This window comes from Streptomyces sp. NPDC058650 (assembly GCF_042717315.1).
GTDB lineage: Bacteria > Actinomycetota > Actinomycetes > Streptomycetales > Streptomycetaceae > Streptomyces.
Map to the genome: position 1 here is coordinate 318867 of NZ_JBHXRL010000008.1, position 19597 is coordinate 338463.

General features: G+C 71.8%; 17 protein-coding genes and 1 tRNA gene. 11 read left to right on the top strand and 7 right to left on the bottom strand.

Translation table 11 applies throughout. From position 1 onward, the window contains the following. Positions 1–149 precede the first annotated feature (149 nt). Positions 150–563, top strand: coding sequence for a cupin domain-containing protein (locus tag ACFWWU_RS17430; RefSeq protein WP_384145674.1), 414 nt, complete (start codon positions 150–152; stop codon positions 561–563). 158 nt (positions 564–721) lie between these two features. Here ACFWWU_RS17430 and ACFWWU_RS17435 read toward each other — a convergent pair whose 3' ends face one another. Further along, positions 722–1225, bottom strand: coding sequence for a hypothetical protein (locus ACFWWU_RS17435; protein WP_384145677.1), 504 nt, complete (start codon positions 1223–1225; stop codon positions 722–724). Positions 1226–1455: 230 nt separating this feature from the next. On the opposite strand from ACFWWU_RS17435, the gene ACFWWU_RS17440 reads away from it, so the two are divergent. Then, positions 1456–2133: a hypothetical protein gene (locus ACFWWU_RS17440; RefSeq protein ID WP_384145680.1), complete on the top strand. Its 678-nt coding sequence runs from the start codon at positions 1456–1458 to the stop codon at positions 2131–2133. Here the strand turns inward: ACFWWU_RS17440 and ACFWWU_RS17445 are convergent. Both ACFWWU_RS17445 and ACFWWU_RS17450 read right to left on the bottom strand, forming a co-directional pair. Continuing rightward, positions 2126–3055 (bottom strand): hypothetical protein, encoded by a 930-nt coding sequence (locus ACFWWU_RS17445; RefSeq protein ID WP_384145683.1) that lies wholly within the window; start codon positions 3053–3055, stop codon positions 2126–2128. The genes ACFWWU_RS17440 and ACFWWU_RS17445 overlap by 8 nt on opposite strands. A 65-nt stretch (positions 3056–3120) precedes the next feature. After that, positions 3121–4749 carry a beta-N-acetylhexosaminidase gene (locus ACFWWU_RS17450; RefSeq protein WP_384145686.1) on the bottom strand — a complete coding sequence of 543 codons (1629 nt, stop codon included), beginning with the start codon at positions 4747–4749 and terminating at the stop codon, positions 3121–3123. Positions 4750–4976: 227 nt separating this feature from the next. Between ACFWWU_RS17450 and ACFWWU_RS17455 the strand changes: the two genes are divergently transcribed. Both ACFWWU_RS17455 and glmS read left to right on the top strand, forming a co-directional pair. Beyond that, positions 4977–5252, top strand: a complete 276-nt coding sequence (locus ACFWWU_RS17455; protein WP_384145690.1) for a hypothetical protein — start codon at positions 4977–4979, stop codon at positions 5250–5252. A 61-nt stretch (positions 5253–5313) separates the two neighbouring features. After that, on the top strand, positions 5314–7131 hold the full coding sequence (gene glmS / locus ACFWWU_RS17460) for a glutamine--fructose-6-phosphate transaminase (isomerizing) (RefSeq protein WP_384145693.1): 1818 nt from the start codon (positions 5314–5316) through the stop codon (positions 7129–7131). A gap of 205 nt (positions 7132–7336) precedes the next feature. On the opposite strand, the gene ACFWWU_RS17465 is transcribed toward glmS, so the two are convergent. Further along, positions 7337–7903 (bottom strand): GPR1/FUN34/YaaH family transporter, encoded by a 567-nt coding sequence (locus ACFWWU_RS17465; protein WP_384145696.1) that lies wholly within the window; start codon positions 7901–7903, stop codon positions 7337–7339. A 284-nt stretch (positions 7904–8187) separates the two neighbouring features. Then, positions 8188–8709 carry a universal stress protein gene (locus ACFWWU_RS17470; protein ID WP_024758120.1) on the bottom strand — a complete coding sequence of 174 codons (522 nt, stop codon included), beginning with the start codon at positions 8707–8709 and terminating at the stop codon, positions 8188–8190. A gap of 343 nt (positions 8710–9052) precedes the next feature. Here ACFWWU_RS17470 and ACFWWU_RS17475 point away from each other — a divergent pair, with 343 nt between their 5' ends. From ACFWWU_RS17475 to ACFWWU_RS17490, 4 genes are all read left to right on the top strand, one after another. Next, the gene (locus tag ACFWWU_RS17475; protein WP_384145700.1) at positions 9053–9445 is read left to right on the top strand and encodes a hypothetical protein; all 393 of its coding nucleotides are present in this window, start codon (positions 9053–9055) and stop codon (positions 9443–9445) included. Between the two features lie 409 nt (positions 9446–9854). Beyond that, positions 9855–11024 carry a helix-turn-helix domain-containing protein gene (locus ACFWWU_RS17480; protein WP_384145703.1) on the top strand — a complete coding sequence of 390 codons (1170 nt, stop codon included), beginning with the start codon at positions 9855–9857 and terminating at the stop codon, positions 11022–11024. Between the two features lie 115 nt (positions 11025–11139). Next, positions 11140–11742, top strand: a complete 603-nt coding sequence (gene orn, locus ACFWWU_RS17485) for an oligoribonuclease (RefSeq protein ID WP_384145705.1) — start codon at positions 11140–11142, stop codon at positions 11740–11742. Between the two features lie 116 nt (positions 11743–11858). After that, positions 11859–11931, top strand: a tRNA-His gene (locus ACFWWU_RS17490). Between the two features lie 69 nt (positions 11932–12000). Here the strand turns inward: ACFWWU_RS17490 and ACFWWU_RS17495 are convergent. Continuing rightward, positions 12001–13341, bottom strand: a complete 1341-nt coding sequence (locus tag ACFWWU_RS17495) for an endo-1,4-beta-xylanase (protein ID WP_384145708.1) — start codon at positions 13339–13341, stop codon at positions 12001–12003. Next, positions 13326–15992 (bottom strand): cellulose binding domain-containing protein, encoded by a 2667-nt coding sequence (locus ACFWWU_RS17500; protein WP_384145711.1) that lies wholly within the window; start codon positions 15990–15992, stop codon positions 13326–13328. Before ACFWWU_RS17500 ends, ACFWWU_RS17495 begins: the two co-directional genes overlap by 16 nt. A 191-nt stretch (positions 15993–16183) precedes the next feature. Between ACFWWU_RS17500 and ACFWWU_RS17505 the strand changes: the two genes are divergently transcribed. The 3 genes from ACFWWU_RS17505 (at position 16184) to ACFWWU_RS17515 (ending at position 19495) form a co-directional block, all read left to right on the top strand. Next, the gene (locus ACFWWU_RS17505) at positions 16184–17524 is read left to right on the top strand and encodes an ABC transporter substrate-binding protein (protein WP_384145714.1); all 1341 of its coding nucleotides are present in this window, start codon (positions 16184–16186) and stop codon (positions 17522–17524) included. A 214-nt stretch (positions 17525–17738) separates the two neighbouring features. After that, positions 17739–18674 (top strand): carbohydrate ABC transporter permease, encoded by a 936-nt coding sequence (locus tag ACFWWU_RS17510; protein WP_384145911.1) that lies wholly within the window; start codon positions 17739–17741, stop codon positions 18672–18674. After that, positions 18671–19495: a carbohydrate ABC transporter permease gene (locus ACFWWU_RS17515; protein ID WP_384145717.1), complete on the top strand. Its 825-nt coding sequence runs from the start codon at positions 18671–18673 to the stop codon at positions 19493–19495. Before ACFWWU_RS17510 ends, ACFWWU_RS17515 begins: the two co-directional genes overlap by 4 nt. Positions 19496–19597 lie beyond the last annotated feature (102 nt).

Here is a 19597-nt window from a genome sequence, read left to right on the forward strand (position 1 = left end):
TCTCGTACCCGGCGGGGCAAGGCCCTTCCCTGCCTCGCGGCCACGAGGCAGGGAAGGGCCTTGCCGGAACGGCAAGAACAATTGCCCGCGCCAGTACGGGCGTCGCAGCCTGGTTCCGGTCCAGACGATCGAAACCGAGAGGCTGCGCAATGACTGTCAACAACCGCGTCCACCACGTCCGTTCCAGCGAGCTGGACGGTTACGCCGCCATCAGCGGAGGCACGGTCGGCTCGAAGAAGCTCTGGATGGGCCGGGTGGAGAACCCGCCGCTGAGCTCGACGGACAACCATCATCACGGCGACTCGGAAGCCGGGATCTACGTGGTCAGCGGTCACCCCGTGTTCGTCTTTCACGACGGCACCCAGGAGGTACGACTCGCCGCCGACCCGGGAGACTTCTTCCTCGTCCCCCCGTTCGTCCCGCACCGGGAAGAGAACCCCGACCCGAACGAGCCCGCGGTCGTCGTGATCGCCCGGACCACCCAGGAGCCGATCAAGGTCTCCGTGCCCGAGCTGTACCAGCGTGAAGAGACGGACACGCGGGCGAGCCGTTCGATGCCGTAGGGCTCGAACCGCGAACCCACTCGCCGGTCGCCGGCGAAGCCCACCGCCGACACATAGAGGAGCGGGACGTTCCGCCATTCTCGGCGCGGGCGTTGTTCCTGAGCGTGGCGATGGTCCCGGAATCGACGGGACCATCACCACCGTCGCGTCCACGGTGCTCAGGCACGCGCTCCGGACCGGACTGAGCCGGAAGCGTGTTGGCCAGATAGTGCCGCTCCTCCGGAGTGAATCCCCTCTCCAGGAAGTTGCCGTGTTCCGTCGTCGGGTTCGCGACGAAGGGCGGGTGCAGCGGCCACGCCTTCCGGCCGGAGAGCTGGACGATCTCCCGTCTCGTCCTGGATCTCGCGTCGCAGAACGCTCAGGGCCGGCTTGACCGTCTGGAGCTGCCGGACCGAGACCGTGCCTCCGTCGTCGAGGTGGGCGCGGATCGCGCCGGGCCGGGGCATGTCGCCGTCGATGTACGCGTACCGCTCCAGGACCCTGCCGTCCTTGACCAGGACGACGTTCCGGGCGGGAACACATTCGGCGTCCACGAGAGCGTTGAGGTCGCCGATGGACCACAGGTGCGCCAGGGCACCGGGGTCGCGGCGGAAGAGCGTCGGCAGGGTGGGCCAGTTCTTGAGGATCTCCGGGACGTTGTCCGCGAGTTCAGCGAGCGGCAATGCTCACCCTGCTGGTGAGTTTCCTTTGGGTTCCCTTGTGCACCGGCCACTCCGCAGGCAAAGGCACCTGCAGCGAGCTGCCAGGGTGGGCCGGCCCGAACTCACACCGCGATCCCCTCCGATCAGGTGATCACGCTGTGTCACCGACCCATCTCGTCGATTACCCAGCGTCGCTATGGCAGGTTGGCCACGAGCCGGGGTCCACCGGCCGGGAGCGGAGGTCTGACGCCATGCTGACTCGAATCGCGCGTGGCCTCGCCGGAACAGCAGTGGTCGTGGCCCTCGCCGCGTCGGCGGCCTGCGGGGGCGAGGGCGGCAGCACAACGAAGGACGGTCCGAGGGAGAGGACGGAGACCACGGAGGCACCGTCGACGCCCTCGGACTCGGGCGAATCGATCGGGTCGCTCTTCCCGGGAAAGGGCGCAGGCGGTCAGTCCGCCCCGATCGACGTGCCGACCACCAAGGTGGGCGAATCGGCGGGCGGGAAGGTGAAGGTCGTCAACACCTCCGACGAGCCCATGAATTTCTCGAATCCACAGACATTCACCGACAACCCGGACATGGGAGACGCGGCGGTGGATCTCGGCACCTGCACCGGCACGCTGGCCCCCGGCGAGGAGTGCGAGCTGGACTTCCGGTTCATGCCGTACGAGACGGGGTCCTACTCCGGAGTGCTGACCGTCGAGACCTCACAGGGCGAAACGCTCACTGTGCCCTTCTCCGGCGAGGCGGTGGGGGACGAGCCCTCGCCCACCACCGAGACGCCCGAGCCTTCACCGACCACCGAGACGCCCGAGCCCGCACCCACCACCGAGACGCCCGAGCCCGCACCCACCACCGAGCCGACCCCGATCGATCCCGAGCCCGAGCCCGAGCCCGAGCCCGAGCCCGAGTCCGAGGTCAGTTGACGGCCGAGGTCAGCGCCACGCGCACGGTGTCGTCGTCTGGCAGCACGACCGTCATGTACTGATCCATGTCCCGCGTTTCATGGGAGACCAGGTAGAAGCGGGCCGGAGACTTCACGAGCAGGCGGAATCCGGTGTACCGATGCCGATACGGGCCCTTGGCGGTGCCCAAGTCCTTGTACGTGATGCCCTTCGCGTCGTGCGCGACCGGGATGCGCGAATAGACCAGCACCGGCAGGCTCTTCTCGTTGCCCGCTTCGATGGCCGACCGGGCCTCGGTCGCCGCGCTCGCGGCCACGTATTGGCTCACAGCGAAGAACAGGCTCATGGCCAGCAGCCCGATCAGCAGGGCGCCGCCCGCGGACCACATCCGCTCGGCGGTCCCCTCACGCCGGTGCTCGTCCTCGCTCCGCTGGAGACGCTGCCGCACGGCGAAGAACGCCAGAGTGGCGCCCAGAGCCACCAGGAGGGGCGGGACGAACGGTCTCCACCACCAGCTCGCGGGGAGGGGGAGCCAGATGCGCAGTCCGAAGAAGACCGGAAATCCCAGCAGCGCCATGAACAGGCCGACGACAAGGAGCACCCGGCACACCGTGCGGCGCCGGCGCTCCTTCCCGGGGCCGGCCAGCGTGTGTCCGACCCGACCGAGCACCAGCAGCACGACCAGTCCGCAGATCAGCAGGAACCACACCGGGCCGAAGACCGCATCCGGGCTCTTGGCCAGGTAGGACTGGACGGACAGCTGGAGGTCGGCCGCCGGCACGCCGAAGGTCGCGTAGTAGGTGTCGGCGTACAGACTGCCGAAGTAGTACAGCAGGCCGATGACAGCGGTCCCCGGCGCCACGATGTAGGCCGCCTTGTCGAAGAACGTCACCCGCGACGGCTCGGGCGCTGGCTGGGACGGTTCCCCTGACGGCACGGACATGCCGCCAGTCTCCGCACCACCGCCCGGCCGCGCACGATGAGCCCGCCACCCGGCCGAACTCCGCCCTACTCCCAGGGCACCTGCGGCGAGCGGTAGTAGGCGATGCCCAGCGCGTCGAAGCGCGGGGCCTGTTCCGCGAGGCGGATCTTGTACGTGTCCCAGTCGTGGGTCTCCGCCGGGGACCAGCCCAGTTCGGCCAGGCCCGGGAGGCGCGGGAAGGCCATCACGTCGAGGTCGTCCGTCGTGGCGAGGGTCTCCGTCCACAGGGGGGCTTCGACGCCCCGGACGGCGCTCTCCGGGGCCCCCGGCAGATACGTCGCCGGGTCCCAGTCGTACGAGCGCCGGACCTCGACCGTGCCGGCCCAGGCGAGGCCGAGCGGGGTGTCCTTCGTGTACTTCATGTCGAGGTAGGAGCGGTCGGCGGGCGAGAGGATCAGTCCGGCGCCGTTCCGCGCGGCGGCCGCGACCCGCTCCTTCTCGGCGGCGGGGGTGCGGTCGAGGCCCCAGTACTGGACGAGGGCGCCCTCGGCGGGCTTCGTGCCGGTCAGCTGGTGCCAGCCGACGACCGTCTTGCCGTACTTGGCGACGAGCGGCTGCACCTTGTCCATGAAGGTCACGTAGTCGTCGTGGCTGGTGGAGTGGGCCTCGTCGCCGCCGATGTGGACGTAGCGGCCGGGGGTGAGGGCGGCGATCTCGCGGATCACGTCGTCGACGAAGTCGTACGTGACGTCCTTGGGCACGCAGAGGGAGCTGAGGCCGACCTTGACGCCCGTGTAGAGGGGCGGGGCGACGCCGTCGCAGTTGAGTTCGGCGTAGGAGGAGAGGGCCGCGAAGGTGTGGCCCGGCACGTCGATCTCGGGGATGACCTCCTGGTAGCGGGAGGCCGCGTACCGCACGATCTCCTTGTACTGCTCCTTCGTGTAGAAGCCGCCGGGGCCGCCGCCCACCTCGGTGGAGCCGCCGTGGGTGGTGAGGCGGGGCCAGGAGTCGATGGCGATGCGCCAGCCCTGGTCGTCGGAGAGGTGCAGATGCAGGGTGTTGATCTTGTAGAGGGCGAGCTGGTCGATGAACCGCTTCACCTCGTCGACGGTGAAGAAGTGGCGGGAGACGTCGAGCATCGCGCCCCGGTAGGCGTAGCGCGGGGTGTCGGTGATCGTGCCGCCGGCGATCTTCCAGGGGCCCGGCTGGACGGTGCGGCGCTCGACGGCGGAGGGCAGCTGCTGGCGGAGGGTCTGGACGCCGCGGAAGAGACCGGCGGGTTCACGGGCGGTGAGGGTGACGCCGTCGGTTCCGGAGCGGAGGCGATAGCCCTCGTCGCCGAGCTCGCCGGCGCCGGGGTCGAGCCGGAGGCGGATGCCGCCGCGGGCCGCGGCCTCGTCGACGATGTGCAGCGGGAAGCCGGTGGCGGGGCGGAGCAGCCCGGCGAGGTAGCGACCGACGGCCCGGGACTCGCGGGAGGTCTCGTCGATGCCGATGCGGGTGGCGCGGGTGAGGGTGTACGGCTCGCCCTCGGGGGTGACGGAGGCGGGTACGGGCACGATGCGGCCGAGCGGGCGGACCTCGGGTTCGGCGGCGGCCTTGCCGTCGGCGCCTCCGGTGTCGGCGGTGGCCTCGCCGCAGCCGACACCGGCGGTGGCGACCAGGAGGAGTGATCCGATGAGGCGAGGGATCCTTCGGCGCTGACTCACGGGCATGGTCCCCTTCGGGTGATCGACACGTCTTCGGGTGATCGGCACGTCCGACGGCCGTCTGTTCTTCTCTTCAGTTCTGTATATCCAGTCGGCAACCATGCGTACCGCCACCCCTACGCCGGGTCAAGGTCTGGACCAATATCCCCGTTTTCGATGGCGACCATGGAAGTCCTGCCCGATTTCGGGCAGGATTCTTGCAAAGAGCGCCGAGTACCCCTCAGTATTCACGGGTGCTCGAACGCCGCCCGTCGCATGACGACCTCGTCGACCATCTGGTCCGCAGCACCGCGCTCCAGCGCGGTGAGGCCGCCCGGGTGGTACTCGACGTGCTGGCGTACTTCGACGAGACGACCGAGGAGTTCGTCCGCCGCCGCCACCGCGAACTGCAGTCCGGCGGGGGCGTGAACGCCGAGATCTTCGAACGGATCGCGGCGGAACTGCCGCACCGGGCCGTGGCGCCACCGGAGCTGTCGCTCCGGCAGCTGCGCCGCATCGTCTACGGCTGAGGCAACGGCGCGACCGCGGTCACGGAAAGCACCATCACAGACCTGGAGGGGTTTCACCTTTATGTGCGGAATTGTCGGTTACATCGGAAAGCGCGACGTCGCCCCCCTGCTCCTTGAGGGCCTGGCGCGTCTGGAGTACCGGGGATACGACTCCGCCGGCATGGTCATCACCAGCCCGAAGGCCGGCGGCCTGAAGATGGTGAAGGCCAAGGGCCGCGTCCGGGACCTCGAAGCCCGCGTCCCCAAGCGCTTCTCCGGCACCACCGGCATCGCCCACACCCGCTGGGCCACCCACGGCGCCCCCAGCGACGTGAACTCGCACCCGCACCTGGACCCCGAGAACAAGGTCGCGGTCGTCCACAACGGCATCGTGGACAACGCCCAGGAGCTGCGCGCGAAGCTGGAGGCGGACGGCGTCGTCTTCGCCTCCGAGACGGACACCGAGGTCATCACCCACCTCATCGCCCGTTCCCAGGCCGACACCCTTGAGGAGAAGGTCCGCGAGGCCCTCAAGGTCATCGAGGGCACCTACGGCATCGCCGTGATGCACGCCGACTTCAACGACCGCATCGTGGTGGCCCGCAACGGCTCCCCGGTCATCCTCGGCATCGGCGAGAAGGAGATGCTCGTCGCCTCCGACGTCGCCGCCCTGATCGCCCACACCCGCCAGGTCGTCACCCTCGACGACGGCGAGATGGCCACCCTCAAGGCCGACGACTTCCGCACCTACACGACCTCCGGGACGACCACCACGGCGACCCCGGAGACCGTGGAGTGGGAGGCCGCCTCCTACGACATGGGCGGCCACGACACGTACATGCACAAGGAGATCTCCGAGCAGCCCGACGCGGTCGACCGCGTGCTGCGCGGCCGGATCGACGACCGCTTCTCCACCGTGCACCTGGGCGGCCTGAACCTCGACGCCCGCGAGGCCCGCACGATCCGCCGGATCAAGATCCTCGGCTGCGGCACCTCGTACCACGCCGGCCTCATCGGCGCCGGGCTCATCGAGTCCCTGGCCCGCATCCCCGCCGACGCCGAGCCGGCCTCGGAGTTCCGCTACCGCAACCCGGTCGTGGACCCCGACACCCTCTACATCGCCGTCTCCCAGTCCGGTGAGACCTACGACGTGCTCGCCGCCGTCCAGGAGCTCAAGCGCAAGGGCGCCCGCGTCCTCGGCGTCGTGAACGTCGTCGGCTCCGCCATCGCCCGCGAGGCCGACGGCGGCGTGTACGTCCACGCCGGCCCCGAGGTCTGCGTCGTCTCCACCAAGTGCTTCACCAACACGGTCACCGCCTTCGCGCTGCTCGCCCTGCACCTGGGCCGCATCCGCGACCTGTCCGTCACCGACGGCAAGCGGATCATCGAGGGCCTGCGCAAGCTGCCCGCCCAGATCAGCGAGATCCTCGAGACCGAGGACGAGATCAAGAAGATCGCCGCGGAGTACGCGGGCGCCCAGTCGATGATGTTCATCGGCCGCGTCCGGGGCTACCCGGTGGCCCTGGAGGCCTCCCTCAAGCTGAAGGAGATCTCCTACATCCACGCCGAGGCGTACCCGGCCTCCGAGCTGAAGCACGGCCCGCTCGCCCTCATCGAGCCGGCCCTGCCGACGGTCGCGATCGTCCCCAACGACGACCTGCTGGAGAAGAACCGCGCCGCCCTGGAGGAGATCAAGGCCCGCAGCGGCCGCATCCTCGCGGTCGCGCACCAGCCGCAGGCGAAGGCCGACCACACCATCATCGTGCCGAAGAACGAGGACGAGCTGGACCCGATCCTCATGGGCATCCCGCTCCAGCTCTTCGCCTACCACACGGCGCTCGCCATGGGCCGCGACATCGACAAGCCGCGCAACCTGGCCAAGTCCGTCACGGTCGAGTAGCAGTCGGTCGGGGCCTGTCCCCCCGACCCGCGCCGCCGGGCCTGTCCCCCGGCGGTTCGACCGGACACGAGAACGGTCCTTGCCGCACACCCAGGTGCGGCAAGGACCGTTCTCTTTTCTCTTTCAGGGCTCGGTTCGCCTCCGGGGCGCTCGTGCGACTGTCGACAGCCGCGCGCCCCTTCGGCTCACTCGCCGGCGCTCGTGGTCACCCCGCGGCCGGGGCGCTCGTGCCCGCCGAGCGACGGAGGGCCATCGGCCACCCCGCCACCGCTGCCGTGGCGCCGTACCAGGCGGCGAGCCCCCCGACGGCCGCGACCCAACCGCCCGCCTTCGCCAGACCGCCGTTGTCGGCCAGCGCGCCGATGCCGATCAGCAGCAGCGCGACGAACAGCAGCCCGTACACACCCTGTCCGAACAGACCGCTCCCCGACGCGGCCATGGTCAGCGTGAGCGCGAGGAGCGCCCACAGGAGCATGAAGAGCCCGACGGCGTCCGCCGAGGCCCCGCCGCCGACGGCGGTCCCCCAGGTGAACCAGAAGGCGCCGAGCGCGGTGTACGCCGTGCCCTCACCGGTGCTGCCGCCGCGCAGGGCGATCAGTCCGACGAGGAAGAGCGCCACCCCGCCGACCCAGGTGGCGAGGCCCGCGGCATCCGCTGCCGCGACGTTGTCGATGAGACCCGTCCCGCCCAGCCCGAAGGCGAGCAGGGTCAGTCCGAGTGCGAGGTTGCCGAGAGTGGAAGTGCTGTTTCCCGCGGCGACTTCGTTGTCCACGGCGGGCTCCCTTCAGGAGTGCAGTCGTGCTGCGTGAGCTGCTGTGATCCGGTGAACCTTATCTACCCTTCACAAGCGCACAATTCACCTGAGGAAGGCCGAATTTATGGCCGGTTGGCGCCAGTTGGGGAGAGAGCCGGCGTCTCCGCCGGTCCGGACCACCCTCCTCCCGGGTCGACAGCGGGGCACGCATGGCGAGCGGGAGCGCCGAGGCGGACACGAGGGTGACGGTGACCCGGCGGGACCTCAGCGAGCCCCCGCGCGACCGAGGCGGAAGGGGACGGCTAAGGGATGACGATCACGGGCCGCTGGGCGCGGCGCGCGAGGCGGCCGGCGACCGAGCCGAAGATCCGGCCGACGATCCCGTGCGTGGAGCCGACCACGATCGCGTCGGCCGAGTACTCGCGGCCGACCTCCTCCAGCTCGTGGCAGATGTCCCCGCCGCGCTCGACGAGGATCCACGGCACCTCGGAGAGGTGCTCGGCGCAGGCCAGCTCAAGCCCGAGGACCTCGGTGCGGTGGTCCGGCACGTCGACGAAGACCGGCGGCTCGCAGCCGGCCCACACCGTGGTCGGCAGCCGGTTGGCCACGTGCACGATGATCAGGCCGGAGCCGGAGCGGCGGGCCATGCCGATGGCGTACGCGAGGGCGCGCTCACTGGACGTGGAGCCGTCGAAACCGACGACCACCCCGTGCCGGAAGGCCGGGTCGCAGGAATGGCGTGGCTGTTCTACCGCGAGGGGGTCGACCGTGGAGTCGGCGACGCGCTTGCGGTCCGCGGGTTCGGGGAATTCGTGACCGGCCATCGGTGTCTCGGCGAAGGGAGTCCTCGTGGGAAGGGACGGGGAAAGGAGGGACGGAACAACGGGTGGCGGCGGAGCTGTGTCCGGGAATCATCTTCCCAAGCCCATACCCCCAAGGGTACGGCGACACTCCTCTCCTGCCCAGAGCCCGCCGTGTCACTCCCCGGCGTGCACCCCGCTCTCGCGTGGCGTCCCAGGGAGCATGCCCGAGGGGTTCGCGATCTGGCAATGCCGGTTGTGCCCTACAGGCGTCGGTACGGGGGCCAAACGGACGTCGCGCACAGTGACCGGAACGTTCCGTTCCTCGTTGCCACAGGTCCAGCCCCCCGTCGCAGGGAGACCGCCCGTGCCCGCACCATCGACCGCCGCCGGCCAGACCTCCACCGCCCCCGCGCCCGCGCTCGGCTCGCCCCGCGGCCGCCGCCGCGCGCCCGCCGCGCCCGCCGCCCCCGCGGGCCCCTCCGCGACCGCCGCCGCGACCGCCTCGGCGGACCCGGACCGGGAAGGGGGAGCGGCCGCCGGGGCGGGAACCGCCGACCCGGCCGGTGACGTCGTCCGGTGGGCGGTCTTCTGCTGCGTCCTCGTGCCCGTGGTGCTCGTCGTCTTCGGCACCTCGCTCGGCGGAGCCGCCGGGGCCGCGCTGGGGCTCGTCTCGGTGACGGCGGCGTGCCGGGTGCTGCTGCGTCGCTCGGAGCGCGGACTTCAGGCCGAAACGGTACGAACCAGGCGCCGGAACTGAGCCGAAGACCGGCCCGACCCTCTCCGAGTTGACAGGTTCGCACACCCGAACCCATATGATTTCAGCCAACTTCCATTCGTCGGCGAGTCCTTGGCGGAACGGTTGGCCAACCCCGGTGCCGACAGCCCCCGAAGCCCCGATTCAAGGCCCCGCACCCTACGCTCGCGGGGCGTTCGCGGCGCTGCCCCTTCCCTTGGCGGCCGTCAGGTGGAACGCTTCGCGATCGATCGCTTCGCGCCAAGTGGCCTTGTCGACAATCCACCGGATGGAGAACTTGTCACGCCGGCGCCACGGGACGCAGTAGATTCGATCATGGGTACCGAAGACTGGGGTCTCGTGCAAAACCGAGGGGAAACGTGCAGGAGCGACACGACCAGGGAGACGCGAACACCGAGGGGGGCTTAGCGTCATGAGCCAGGACTCCGCCGTACCGGAGGTCGCACGGAAGCTGTCCGGACGCCGCCGCCGTGAAGTCGTCGCAGTGCTTTTGTTCAGCGGCGGCCCCATCTTCGAGAGCTCCATCCCGCTCTCCGTTTTCGGCATCGACCGGCAGGACGCGGGCGTGCCCCGCTACCGGCTGCTCGTCTGCGCCGGCGAGGACGGCCCGCTGCGCACCACCGGCGGTCTCGAACTCACCGCGCCATACGGCCTGGAGGCCATCGGCCGCGCCGGGACGGTCGTCGTACCGGCCTGGCGGTCGATCACCTCGCCGCCACCGCCGGAGGCGCTCGAAGCGCTGCGCCGTGCCCACGAGGAGGGCGCGCGGATCGTCGGCCTCTGCACCGGGGCCTTCGTCCTCGCCGCCGCGGGCCTGCTCGACGGCCGGCCGGCGACGACGCACTGGATGTACGCGCCGACGCTCGCCAAGCGCTACCCGTCGGTCCACGTGGACCCGCGGGAGCTCTTCGTCGACGACGGCGACGTCCTCACCTCCGCAGGCACCGCGGCCGGAATCGATCTGTGTCTGCACATCGTGCGGACCGACCACGGCACCGAGGCCGCGGGCGCGCTGGCGCGCCGGCTGGTCGTCCCGCCGCGGCGCAGCGGCGGTCAGGAGCGCTACCTCGACAGGTCTTTACCAGAGGAGATCGGCGCCGACCCGCTGGCCGAGGTCGTCGCCTGGGCGCTGGAGCACCTCCACGAGCAGTTCGACGTGGAGACCCTGGCCGCGCGCGCGTACATGTCACGGCGGACCTTCGACCGCCGGTTCCGCTCACTGACGGGGTCCGCCCCGCTCCAGTGGCTGATCACGCAGCGGGTGCTCCAGGCGCAGCGGCTGCTGGAGACCTCCGACTACTCGGTCGACGAGGTCGCGGGCCGGTGCGGCTTCCGCTCCCCGGTGGCGCTGCGCGGCCACTTCCGGCGCCAGCTCGGCTCGTCGCCGGCCGCCTACCGGGCGGCGTACCGGGCCAGGCGGCCGCAGGGCGATGTCGGGACGGCGGTGCTCGATCCGGTCATGCCCGTCCAGGTCGGCGCCGGCATGCGGCGCCCGGCCTCCCCCCTGGAGGGGGGGAAGCAGTACGGGGACGTCTACGCTCCCGGCCGCCCCTCCCTGCCGGGCCAGCGCAGCGCGCAGTAACACCGACCCGCGCGGCCACAAGCGGCGCACCGCAGGACCGACGGGCGTCCGGGGACACCTCCCCCGGGCGCCCGTCGGCCGTCCCCTCGGGGACCGCACACCATAAGGTGGACGCATGAACGATCGCATGGTGTGGATCGACTGCGAGATGACCGGGCTCTCGCTGACGGACGACGCACTCATCGAGGTGGCCGCACTGGTCACCGACTCGGAACTGAACGTGCTCGGCGACGGGGTGGACATCGTGATCCGCCCGCCGGACGCGGCCCTGGAGACCATGCCCGAGATCGTGCGCCAAATGCACACGGCCTCGGGGCTTCTCGACGAGCTCGCCGGCGGCACCACGCTCGCCGACGCGGAGGCCCAGGTCCTCGCGTACATCCGCGAGCACGTCAAGGAACCCGGCAAGGCGCCGCTGTGCGGGAACTCGGTCTCCACGGACCGCGGCTTCCTCGCTCGGGACATGCCTGCCCTGGAGAGCCACCTGCACTACCGGATCGTCGATGTCTCCTCGGTCAAGGAGCTGGCCCGCCGCTGGTACCCGAGGGCGTACTTCAACAGTCCGGAGAAGAACGGCAACCATCGGGCACTCGCCGACATCCGCGACTCCATCACGGAGCTCCGCTACTACCGCGAGGCGGTCTTCGTCCCGCAGCCCGGACCGGACTCGGAGACCGCGAAGCGGATCGCCGCGCGCCACGCCGCGCCCGCGGAGTAGACCCCGTCCGAACGGGGTCGCTCGCGTCCGGAATCAATGCGGGCGCGAGCACCCCCCAGGACCCTGTAGACTTCTTCTCGGCCGGTCGGGGAAACCCGAGAAAAACTCCGGTCATGGTGGGTATAGCTCAGATGGTAGAGCACCTGGTTGTGGTCCAGGATGTCGCGGGTTCGAGTCCCGTTACTCACCCTGAAGGCCGAGGCCCCGGTTCGGAAGAACCGGGGCCTCGGTCGTTTTCGTATGTCGCCGGAGTTGCCCCTAGGAGCAGCTGAAGGCCGTCGGGGGCGGGTTGGTGCCCGACCAGGCGCCATTGAAGCCGAAGGCCGCCGAGCCGCCCGCCGGGACCGTCGCGTTGTACGCGAGGTTCGTCGCCGTCACCTCCGTCCCGGCCTGCGTCGCCGTGGTGTTCCAGGCCTGGGTGAGCCGCTGGCCGGCCGGATAGGACCAGCGGACGGTCCAGCCGTTCAGCGGGGCCGTACCCGTGTTGCGGACGGTGACCTGGGCCGTGAAGCCGCCCGTCCACTGGCTCGTGACCGCGTACGTGACGGAGCACACCCCCGGGGCGGGCGGGGTGACGGGGGCGAGCGCCTCGGCGATCCCGGCGCGGGCGGGCTTCGGGGCGAGGCCCTCGTCGTACGGGGTCGCCGCGCCCTGACCGGGGAAGAAGTCCGGGATCCAGGAGTCGGAGTCGGTGAAGCCCCAGACCGTGACGCCCGCGCAGCGGGTGACGGCCAGGCAGGCGCGCAGGACGGAGGCGTAGTCGGCCTTCTGCCGCGCGAGCGTCGCGTCGGTCGCGGGCAGGGTCATGCGGATGTCGAGCTCGGTGATCGCCACGTCCACGCCGAGGTCGGCGAAGCGGCGCAGGTTGGCCTCCAGGGAGGCGGGGACCTGGCCGAGGACGAGATGGGCCTGGAAGCCGACGCCGTCGACCGGGACGCCCTGCGCGAGGAGCCGCTTCACCAGGGCGTACATGCCGTCGCTCTTCGCGCCGAGCGCGTCCGTCGAGTAGTCGTTGAGGTAGAGCTTCGCGGCCGGGTCGGCGGCCCGGGCGGCGCGGAAGGCGTCGGCGATGTACGACTCGCCGAGGGTCGCCCCGAAGACGGACTGCCGCAGGGTGCCGTCCTCGTTCAGGGGCTCGTTGACGACGTCCCAGTGGTCGATCCGGCCCTTGTAGCGGCCGGCCTCGGCGGCGATGTGGTCGGTCATCAGGGTGCGGAGCCCGTCGGCGGTCCAGGTGCCGTCGGTCACCCAGGAGGGCAGCTGGCTGTGCCAGACGAGGGTGTGGCCGCGGACGCGCTGGCCGTGGGCCTCGGCGAAGTCGACGACCCGGTCGGCGCCGGTCCAGTCGTACGTGCCCCGGGTGCGTTCGACGGAGCCCCACTTCATCTCGTTGCCGGGGGTGACCGAGTCGAACTGGGCGGCGGCGACGTCCGCGTACCCGCCGGTGAGCTTCCCGCCGGTGACGGCGGTGCCGAGGTAGATGCCCCGGGCCTCGGCGAGGTCCCGGAGCGGGGCGTCGGCGGCGGCCGCCGGAGTGGCGGGGGTGAGGGTGAGGGCGGCGGCCAGGAGGGCCGTCGTGGCGATCAGGCGACGGAGCACGTCGCACCTCCGAGGGTGAAGGCGGCCGGTACGGGGTTGGTGCCGGTCCAGGTGCCGGTGAAGCCGAAGGAGGCGGAGGCTCCGGCGGCGACGGGGCCGTTCCAGCCGACGTTCTGCGCCGTGACCGCGGTCCCCGTCCGGGCCGGGGTGGCGTTCCACATCTGGCCGATCCGCTGCCCGGCGGGGTACTCCCAGCCGAGCTTCCAGCCGGTCCAGGCGGTGGCGGAGGTGTTGGTCAGGGTGACGTCGGCCTGGAAGCCGCCCTGCCACTGGTTGGTGACCTTGTAGGAGACCTTGCAGGCGCCGGTGGGCGCGGGCGGGTCGGTGGGGTCCGGCGGGTCGGTGGGGTCGGTGCCGCCGCCGGTCTCCGTCGTGTCGCCGTAGATGATGCCGCGGCCGTTGGTGGAGACGTACACGCGGCCGTAGACCCGGGGGTCACCGGTGATCGCGCCGCCGGTCCAGCCCCACTGGTGGGCGGCGTCGTTGATCCGGACCCAGCTCGCGCCCGCGTCGGTGGAGCGGAAGACGCCCCGTACGCCGCCGATCTTCGCGCTCGTGTAGAGCGCGGGGTACGTGGCGCCGGGTGCGGCCTTGCCGAAGCCGATCGTGTCGGCCTGCTCGACGCCGGAGACCCGGGCGAAGGTCGCGCCGCCGTCGGTGGAGTGCCAGAGGCCGTACGTGGAGTCGGGGGCGCCGCCGGCGAACCAGATATCGCCCTTCTTGCCGGGGACGGCCTTGAAGCGGGCGTTGCCCTTGGCCGGGAGGCCGGTGGCGCGGGCCGTGAAGGTCGCGCCGCCGTCCGTACTGGCGTAGAAGGTGCCGTCCTTGAAGCCGTAGAAGGTCTTCGGGTCGACCCGGTCGGACTCGACGGTCGCGCCGGCGGGGATGCCGCTGGAGGCGGTCCAGGCGCCCCCGGTGCCGGTGTGGACTCCGGTGCCGTCCGGGCTCCACACGTAACGGCCGCCGTCGGCGGACGCGGCGACCGTGCCGCCGCCGGTGACGCCCGAAGGCTCCTGTCCGGCGGACCAGTTGGCGCCGTTGTCGGTGGAGAACGCGACGCGCGGTCCGCCGTCGAGGTGGCCGGAGCGGACAAGGAGGTCCGGGTTCGTCTCGGCGTAGTCGAGGCTGGTCGTGGAGGTGAAGTTCGGGGAGGTGAACATCATCGACGGGACCGTGGTGAGGTCCGTGTGGCGGAAGCCGCCGATGTCGCCGAGGGCGCTGATCAGCGGGGCGCCGGACGGCGGGGAGGCCAGGTCGAGGACGGCGGTCTCCTCGAGTCCCTTCACCATGGGCCTGATGGTGAAGTTCGTCCCGGTGTCCCACCGGGTGAGCTCGTGGGTGCCGTAGATCGTGGCGCCCGTGCCGTACATCATGCGGTTCGAGTCGAAGGGGTCGATCTCCAGGGCCTCGGTCATCCAGCCGAGCTTCGGGGTCTGTTCGGGCGGGGCCGGGGTGGCGCCCCAGGTCAGCCAGGGGACGGAGGAGACGTCCATCGTGTAGCGGTCGGCGCGGGTCGGGTACGAGCTGTAGTCCCAGGCCTTGGTCCACGTGGAGCCGGAGTCGGTGGTGCGGAAGATCTGGGTGTCCGGCCACCAGGCGCTGTAGGCGGAGACCATGACCGTGCCGGGCCGCTGCCGGTCGACGGTGAGGCCGCTGAAGCCGTGGACGGTGTCGGCCTCGGCGACCGGGCTGATGTTCTTCCACTCGCCGGTGGCGGTGGCGTACCGCCAGACCTGGCCCTTGCCGCCGTCGTACGGTCCTGCCGTGTCGCTGTACGCGAGGTAGAGGTAGCCGTTCTCCGCGTCGAGGACGCCCTTGTGGGCGAGGTGGCCGGTGGGCTGGCCGGGCAGGCGGGTCCAGGTGGCGCCGGCGTCGGTGGAGCGGTAGACGGCGTTCTCCTTGTCGCCCACGCCGACGTAGATCGTGCCGGTCGCGGTCCCGGGGGTGCCCGTGGACTCGTCGAAGGTGACCCAGACGATGCCCTGCTCGTCGGAGTTGTAGCCGCTGGTGTCGGTCGGGTCCTGCTGGTAATTGCCGGGGTTGGTGAAGGTGGTGACCTTCGACCAGGTGACGCCGGAGTCGGTGGAGCGCCACAGGCCGTTGCCGCTGGGCGCGCCGAGGTAGAGGACGCTGTTCTTGTGCGGGTCGACGGCCAGGCGTTCGCCCATGCCGCGGCCGGGCATGTTGCCGCCGAGCTTGAAGGGGAGGTCGGTGCGCTGCCAGGTGGCGCCCCGGTCGGCGGAGCGCAGGACGGCGCCGTTGCCGGGGTCCCAGTCGTTCGTGTACGTGCCGACCGCCGCGTACAGCCGGTCGGGGTCGACGGTGTCGGAGGCGAGGCCGACGACTCCGGTGTGGCCCCAGTGGTCCCAGTCGACGGAGTCGAGGAGCGGGGTCCAGGAGGAGGCGGCCTGGTTCCAGCGGTAGACGCCGCCGATGTCGGTGCGGGCGTAGACGAGGTCCTTCTCGGCCCGGTTGAAGACGATGCCGGGGACGAAGCCGCCGCCGTCGATCCGGACGTTCTTCCAGGTGTACGAGGGTGCTGCCGCGGCCGTGGGTACGGGCGTCTCCGGGGCGGCGGTCGCGGGGACCGCTCCCGCGAGGAGGCCCGCGGTCAGGGCGAGCCCCGCGAGGAGGTGGCGTGTTCTGCGCATGGGTATCCCGTCGAAGGGTGAATGGGAGCGCTCCCACTATTGAGTGGGGGTCAGAACACGGTCAAGGTCCGGGAGTCGTCGAAGACGTTCGACGACGCGGGGGCGGGGGTGTGGTGCGTGCGGGTGACTTCCGCGCGGCCCGGCGAGCTGTCCCCCGCCGCCCGGGCGGAGCCGCACTACGGTCGGGGCCCATGGGGAGCAGGAAGCGGAACGGGCCCGTCGTCGCGCTCGCCCTCGCCCTCCTCCTGGGCTCGGCGCTCTCCGGCGGCTGCGCCACCGACCCCGCCCCGCCGCCCGGGGCGGGCGTCCCGGTGCGGGAGCCCGTGGACGGGAGCGGGCGGCGGATCACGCTCACCGTCGGCGTGTTCGGCACGTTCGGCCTCCAGGAGGCCGGGCTCTACGACACGTACATGCGGCTCCACCCGGACATCGCGGTCCGGCAGACCTCCCTCACCCGCAACGACGTCTACTACCCGCAGCTGCTCACCCACCTCACCGCCGGCTCCGGTCTCGCCGACGTCCAGGCCGTCGAGGTCGGCAACATCGCCGAGGTGCTCGCCACGCAGGCGGGCCGGCTCGACGGGCTCGGCTCGGCGCCGGGGGTCGACCGGGAGGCCTTCCTGCCGTGGAAGTGGGCGCAGGGCACCGCCCCCGACGGGCGCACGCTCGCGCTCGGCACCGACATCGGGCCGCAGGCCGTCTGCTACCGCAAGGACCTCTTCGCCCGCGCCGGGCTGCCCACCGAGCGGGGCGCGGTGGGGCGGCTGTGGGCCGGGGACTGGCGCAAGTACCTGGCGGCCGGTGTCCGTTACCGCGAGCGGGCCCCGGAGGGCACCGCCTTCACCGACTCCGCCTCCGGGGTGATGGCGGCGGTCACGGGCAGCGCGGCGCTCCGGTACTACGACGAGCGGGGCGATCTGATCGTGGCGGTCAACCCTGCCGTACGGGAGGCCTGGGACCTCGCCGCCGCGTTCGCCCGGCAGGGGCTCACGGCCCGGCTCCAGCAGTTCACCCCCGGCTGGGACCAGGCCTTCGCGAACGGCGCGTTCGCCACGGTCGCCTGCCCCGCCTGGATGCTCGGCTACATCCAGGACAAGGCGGGCCCGGCCGGGCGCGGCCGGTGGGACGTGGCGGCGGCGCCCCGGCCGGGCAGCTGGGGCGGCTCGTTCCTCGTCGTGCCGTCCGCCGGGCGGCACCGCGCCGAGGCGGCCCGGCTCGCGGCCTGGCTGACGGCGCCCGCCCAGCAGGCGGTGCTCTTCGAGCGGCGCGGCAGCTTCCCCAGCGCCTCGGCCGCGTACGCGCTCCCGGCGGTCGCGGACGCCCGCCACCCGTACTTCGGCGACGCCCCGGTCGGCGAGATCTTCGCCGCGGCGGCGCGGGGCGTCCCGCGGGCCCCCGTCGGCCCGAAGGACGCCCTCGTCGCCCAGACCCTCGCCGACGTCGGCATGCTCCAGGTCGACCAGACGGGCCGCCCGCCGGAGTCGGCCTGGAAGGCCGCGATGAAGGCGATCGACAACGCGCTGGACCGGTGAGGGCGCCGTGACCGAGACGCGGACGCCCACGGACCCGCAGGACCCGACGGACCCGCCGACACCCCGACGTCCGACCCGCCCGCCGACGACCGATCCGAAGGCCGGGGCCGGGACCGGGGCCCGGGACCGGGCCGGGGCCGGGACCGGGGACCGAGCCGGAGGCGGAGTCGGAGCCGGAGCCGGGGCCGGAGCCGCCGGGGCCCCCTCCCGGGGCCTGGGGGCGCGCGGTCGGCGTCGGCGTCTCCGTCGTACCCCCGTCGGCTCGCGCTGGGCGCCGTACCTGCTCGTCGCACCGTTCTTCCTCTTCTTCGGGGCCTTCGGGATGTTCCCGCTGCTCGCCACCGCCTGGACCTCACTGCACCGGGTCGAGCTGACCGCGCCCGCCGAGCCGGAGTGGGTGGGGCTGCACAACTACGCGCGGCTGCTCGACGACACGTTCTTCTGGAACGCGCTCGTGAACACCGTCGTCATCGGGGTCCTTTCCACCGTCCCGCAGCTGCTGCTCGCGCTCGGCGTGGCGCATCTGCTCGACGTGCGGCTGCGGGGCCGGGGGTTCTACCGGGTCGTGGCACTCGCCCCGTACGCCACCTCGGTCGCCGCCGCGACGCTGGTCTTCGCGCTGTTCTACGGGCGGGACCACGGGATGGCCAACTGGGCCCTGGGGGTGGTCGGTCTGGCCCCGGTGGACTGGCAGAACGGCCCGTGGGCGTCGAAGCTCGCGGTCTCGTCGATCGTCGTCTGGCGCTGGACCGGCTACAACGCGCTGATCTACCTGGCGGCGATGCAGACGATCCCGCGCGAGCTGTACGAGGCGGCGGCGCTCGACGGGGCGTCACGGTGGCGCCAGTTCCTGCACGTGACGCTGCCGGGGCTGCGGCCCGCCCTCGCCTTCACCGTGCTGGTCTCGACGATCGGCGCGACCCAGCTCTTCGGCGAGCCGCTGCTGTTCGGGAGCGGGGCCGGTGCCTCCGGTGGCGCCGATCACCAGTTCCAGACCCTCGGGCTCTATCTGTACGAGCAGGGCTGGGTGAACCTCCATCTGGGGCGGGCCGCGGCCATCGCCTGGGCGATGCTCCTCATCCTGGTCGTGCTGTTCGGAGCCGTACGGCTCCTGCGCGGGGGCCTCGCACGGGGGCGGCGGGCCGCATGAGGACGGAGCGGGCAGGCTGGGGCACGTACGCGCTGCTCGCGCTCTTCACGGCCGTCTCCCTCTTCCCGCTGCTGTGGACGGCGGTCGCCGCCTCGCGGACCAGTACGCGGCTCGCGGCCACCCCGCCGCCCTTCCGGTTCGGGCGGAACCTGCCCGGGAACCTGGAGGTGGCCTGGACCGACGCCCGGCTGGGCGAGGCCCTGGCGAACACCGCGCTGGTCGCGGGAACGGTCGCGGCGGCCACGGTGCTGTTCTCGACCCTCGCCGGCTTCGCCTTCGCCAAGCTGCGGTTCCGCTTCCGGGGCACGCTGCTCCTGCTCGTGGCCGGGACGATGCTGATCCCGCCTCAGCTGGGGGTCGTCCCGCTCTATCTGCTGATCGCGCGGCTGCGCTGGACGGACGAGCTCCAGGCGGTGATCCTGCCGTCGCTCGTCTCCGCCTTCGGGGTCTTCTTCATGCTCCAGCACCTGCGGCGGGCCCTGCCGGCCGAGGTGCTCGAAGCCGCCCGGATGGACGGGGCGGGGACCCTGCGGACGGTGTGGCACGTGGTGCTGCCGGCGGCGCGCCCGGCGATGGCGGTCCTCGGGATGCTGTCGTTCGTGGCGGCCTGGAACGACTTCTTCTGGCCGGTCCTCGCGCTGACGCAGACCGGCAACCCGACGGTGCAGGTGGCGCTCACGGGCCTGGGGCGGGGGACGGTGCCCGACCAGTCGGTGGTGATGGCGGGCGCGCTGCTCGGGACGCTGCCGCTGCTCGTCGTGCTCGCGCTGTTCGGGCGGCACATCGTGGGCGGGGTGATGCGGGGTGCTGTGAAGGGATAGCTCCGCTCGCGGGAGTTCACCCGGACGGGGCGCAGGCCTCGCGGACGTAGGGCGCCCCTCGCGAGGTCGACGTCCGACAGCCGCCAGCGTGATCCGCCCCGG